We start from the raw sequence: 4,268 nt of genomic DNA, 5'->3' as shown, positions 1-4,268 counted from the left end.
GCAGCCCGCGGAGCGGAAGTAGCCGGACGGACAACGGGCCGGGCCCCGCAGTCACCTTTGGGTGAGTGCGGGGCCCGGCCCGTTCGTTAAGCGGACGGCGCTTATCCGCGGCGCCCCGCCAGCTTCCACGCGGTCGGCAGCGCGCCCATGGCCAGCGCCGCCTTGAGGGCGTCGCCGATCAGGAACGGGACGAGACCGACGGCGACGGCCTGGCCGAAGGACATGCCGGTGCTCAGCGCGAGGTAGGGGACGCCGACGGCGTAGATCAGGGCGGTGCCGGCGGCCATGGTGCCGGCGGTGCGCAGCACTCCGCGGTCGCCGCCGCGGCGGGCCAGCGCGCCCACGACGGTGGCGGCGAGCAGCATGCCGAGGATGTAGCCGAAGGTGGCGCCGCCGGCGCCGGAGGCACCGGCCGCGAACCACGGCATGCCCGCGATGCCGGCGAGGGCGTACAGCGCGAGGGAGAGCAGACCGCGGCCCGCGCCGAACGAGGCACCGACCAGGAGGGCGGCGAAGGTCTGGCCGGTGACCGGGACCGGGGAGCCGGGGACCGGGACGGCGATCTGGGCCGCGATGCCGGTGAGCGCGGCGCCGCCGAGCACCAGCGCGGCGTCGCGCACGCGGGCGCGGGAGGCGGTGGCGGCGGGCAGCAGGTCGGCGAGGACCGCGCCGATGGGGGTTCCCCCGTGCGAAGCGTGGGGGAGGGTGAGGCGGCCAGTGCTCATCGGGACTCCGCGGTGTGAGTGGGATCGGGACGGGTCGGGACGCGATGACGTTAGTCCAGCGGACCACCGGCGATCATCGTGTGGCAGCGACAAAGCCGTACCGGCCCGCTTGGAGAGTTCCGAACAACCGCCAGAATGCCCGGCCTCGTTGGCGCGCGGGACGTCTTTGCAGGTCACGTGATGCTCATCACGGCCGAGACCGCTTCGGGGCGCCGGTTTTGTGGTAGCGCGCGGGGTGCGGCGACACTGGGTCCGCCCCGCGGTGACCTGTGGAGTTCCCCCAAACCTCCGGCGGCCCTGCCGCCCCGCCCCCTTGCGAGAGTACGAGCCCATGCACGACACACCGACCACCACCGGGCAGACCCGTGCCGGTGCGGGCACCGGCACGAGCGAGCCGCTGTCCGCGGGGCTCAAGCAGCGCCATCTGACGATGCTGGGCCTGGGCGGGGTGATCGGCGCCGGCCTGTTCGTGGGGTCCGGCGCGGGCATCTCGGTGGCCGGCCCGGGCATCGTGCTGTCGTATCTGATCGCGGGCACGCTGGCGATGCTGGTCATGCGGATGCTCGGTGAGATGTCGGCGGCGATGCCGGCCTCCGGCGCGTTCTCGGTACATGCGGAGCGGGCGCTGGGCCGCTGGGCCGGTTTCAGCGTGGGCTGGCTGTACTGGTTCCTGCTGGTCGTGGTGCTGGCCGTGGAGGCCACCGGCGCGGCGCAGATCGCCGGCGGCTGGGTGCCGGCGGTGCCGCAGTGGGGCTGGGTGCTGATCTTCATGATCGTCTTCACCGTCGCCAACCTGGCCGCGGTGAAGAACTTCGGTGAGTTCGAGTTCTGGTTCGCCGCCCTGAAGGTCAGCGCGATCGTGCTGTTCCTCGGCCTCGGCGTGCTGGCGATCTGCGGGGTGCTGCCGGACACCCAGCCGGTGGGGCTGACGAACCTCACCGGGCAGGGCGGCTTTCTGCCCAACGGCTGGGCGGGGGTGATCTCCGGCGTCCTCGCGGTGGTGTTCGCCTTCGGCGGCCTGGAGGTCGTCACCATCGCCGCGGCCGAGTCGGACGATCCGGCGCGCGCGGTGGGCCGGGCGGTGCGCAGCGCGGTGTGGCGGATCCTCTTCTTCTACGTCGGCTCGATGCTGGTCATCGTCACCCTGCTGCCCTGGTCGTCGATGCGGCCGGGCCAGAGCCCGTACGTCGCGGTGCTGGACAGCCTCGGTGTGCCGGGCGCCGGGCAGATCATGAACATCGTGGTGTTCGTGGCGCTGCTCTCGGCGCTGAACGCCAACCTCTACGGCTCGTCGCGGATGGTGTTCTCGCTGGCCGAGCGGGGCGAGGCGCCGCGGGCGCTGCTGAAGGTGTCGGGCGGCGGGGTGCCGCGCCGGGCGGTGCTGGCCTCGGTGGCCTTCGGGTTTGTCTCCGTGCTGCTGAATCTGAAGTGGCCGGATTCGGTCTTCCTTTACATGCTCAATGCGGTAGGCGCGGTGCTGCTGTTCGTCTGGGGCCTGATCGCCGTTTCCCAGCTGCGGCTGCGTCCGCGTATCGAACGCGAGGCGCCCGGGAAGCTGACCCTGCGGATGTGGGCCTTCCCGTATCTGACCTGGGCGGCACTGCTGGCGATGGGCGGTGTGCTGGTGCTGATGCTCACCGATGCCACGGCCCGCCCGCAGCTGCTGTGGTCGGCCGGGGCGACCTGCGCGGTGCTGCTCGTGGCGGGCGTACGGGAGCTGCGTCAGCGCCGCGCGCGGCGCTGAGGCTCCTGAGGCCCCTGAGGCGGGGATCACACCGCGTCGCATTCGACGATGATTCAGGCACACACGGTGACGAACGCGTCTGAATAGCGAACATTCACTGCACGACTGTTGCCCTGAGCGGACACCGGCACCCAGACTGAGCCAGCTTTGCCGAGGAACCCGGAGCCCCGCCGTCGGCAGCCCCTGCGCGACCTGCTGCCCCTGCGGGGGTCCCGGGGGGCCTGGCAGCACCGTCGCGCCGGTCGCGGCCCCGGGAGAACGCAGTATCGCCTTGCTCCGCTCTCACCTACTGGGACAGGTACGACATGAATCGGACACCCTCGTCCGCCGCACCCGCGCGCGAGCAGACCGACGCGGTTCAGGGCGGCGGCCCCGACAACGGCCCCGCGCTGTCCAACGGGCTCAAGCAGCGCCATCTTTCGATGATCGCCCTGGGCGGCGTGATCGGCGCGGGCCTGTTCGTCGGCTCGCGCGAGGGCATTGCGGCGGCCGGCCCCTCGATCGTGCTGGCCTACGCCGTCTCCGGCGCCCTGATCATGCTGATCATGCGGATGCTCGGTGAGATGTCCGCGGCCAATCCGGCCTCCGGCTCCTTCTCCGTGCACGCCGAGCGCTCCATCGGCTCCTGGGCCGGCTTCACGGTGGGCTGGATGTTCACCGCGCTGCTGTGTGTGGCGGTGGCCGCCGAGGCGCTCGGCGCCGCGGATGTGATGCACCAGTGGTTCCCGGGCACCGAGCCCTGGATGTGGGTGCTGCTGTTCATGGTGATCTTCACCGCTACGAACCTGGCCGCGGTGAAGAACTTCGGCGAGTTCGAGTTCTGGTTCGCCGCCCTGAAGGTCGCGGCGATCAGCCTCTTCCTGATCCTGGGCCTGCTGGCGATCTTCGGTGTGCTCCCCGGCACCCAGGCGCCGGGCACCACGCACCTCACCGGCGACGGCGGCTTCCTCCCCAAGGGCGTCGACGGCCTGATGATCGGTCTGCTGGCGTCGGTGTTCGCCTACGGCGGTCTGGAGACCGTGACCATCGCGGCGGCCGAGTCCAAGGACCCGGTGCGCGGTGTCGCCGGCGCGGTGCGTACCGCCATGTGGCGGATCGCCCTCTTCTACGTCGGCTCGATGGCCGTCATCGTCACCGTCATCCCCTGGAGCGCCCCCTCGATCGCCAAGAGCGGCCCCTACGTGGCGGTGCTGGACTACCTCAAGATCCCGGCGGCCGGCCAGATCATGAACGTGGTCATCCTGGTCGCGCTGCTCTCCGCGGTGAACGCCAACATCTACGGCGCCTCGCGGATGGCCTACTCCCTCATCTCCCGCGGCCAGGGCCCGGCCTTCCTGGGCAAGGTCAGCAACGGCGTCCCGCGCCGCACCGTCCTGATGTGCTCCGCCTTCGGCTTCCTCGCCGTCCTGTTCAGCTTCTGGTGGCCCACCACGGTCTTCCAGTGGCTGCTGAACATGGTCGGCGCGGCCGTCCTGGTGGTGTGGGGCTTCATCGCCGCCGCCCAGCTGCGGATGCGGCGGCAGCTGGAGCGGGAGGCGCCCGAGAAGCTCGTGGTGAAGATGTGGGCGTTCCCGTTCCTGACGTGGGTGGCGCTGGCGGGCATCGTCGCCGTGCTGCTGCTGATGCTGCGCGACGAGAACCAGCGCATCCAGCTGCTGTTCACCGGCGGGTTCGGTGTGGTGCTGACCGTGATCGGGCTCATACGGCAGCGGGCGCTGGACAAGGGCGCGGAGCAGGCCGCGAAGTAGCGCCGACACGCACTGCCTACAGGCGGGGCGGGACCTCATTCCGAGGTCCCG

General features: G+C 71.2%; 3 protein-coding genes. 2 read left to right on the top strand and 1 reads right to left on the bottom strand.

Translation table 11 applies throughout. The features are described from left to right. Positions 1-101: 101 nt before the first annotated feature. On the bottom strand, positions 102-725 hold the full coding sequence (locus DY245_RS34325; RefSeq protein ID WP_128511031.1) for a biotin transporter BioY: 624 nt from the start codon (positions 723-725) through the stop codon (positions 102-104). 331 nt (positions 726-1,056) lie between these two features. Between DY245_RS34325 and DY245_RS34320 the strand changes: the two genes are divergently transcribed. Both DY245_RS34320 and DY245_RS34315 read left to right on the top strand, forming a co-directional pair. After that, positions 1,057-2,469: an amino acid permease gene (locus DY245_RS34320; protein WP_128511030.1), complete on the top strand. Its 1,413-nt coding sequence runs from the start codon at positions 1,057-1,059 to the stop codon at positions 2,467-2,469. Positions 2,470-2,774: 305 nt separating this feature from the next. Then, complete coding sequence (locus DY245_RS34315) at positions 2,775-4,217, top strand: amino acid permease (RefSeq protein ID WP_128511029.1); 1,443 nt, start codon at positions 2,775-2,777, stop codon at positions 4,215-4,217. The last annotated feature ends 51 nt before the right edge of the window (positions 4,218-4,268 follow it).

This window comes from Streptomyces inhibens, assembly GCF_003389455.1.
In the GTDB taxonomy this organism is placed as follows: Bacteria; Actinomycetota; Actinomycetes; order Streptomycetales; family Streptomycetaceae; genus Streptomyces; species Streptomyces inhibens.
The sequence above is the reverse complement of the archived record's forward strand: the minus strand, read 5'-3'. Positions and strand labels throughout refer to the sequence as shown.

Excerpts from the sequence above, each read along its gene's own strand:
- DY245_RS34315 (WP_128511029.1), top strand. The coding sequence starts at position 2,775 with ATGAATCGGACACCCTCGTCCGCCGCACCCGCGCGCGAGCAGACCGAC.
- DY245_RS34320 (WP_128511030.1), top strand. The coding sequence starts at position 1,057 with ATGCACGACACACCGACCACCACCGGGCAGACCCGTGCCGGTGCGGGC.
- DY245_RS34325 (WP_128511031.1), bottom strand. The coding sequence starts at position 725 with ATGAGCACTGGCCGCCTCACCCTCCCCCACGCTTCGCACGGGGGAACC.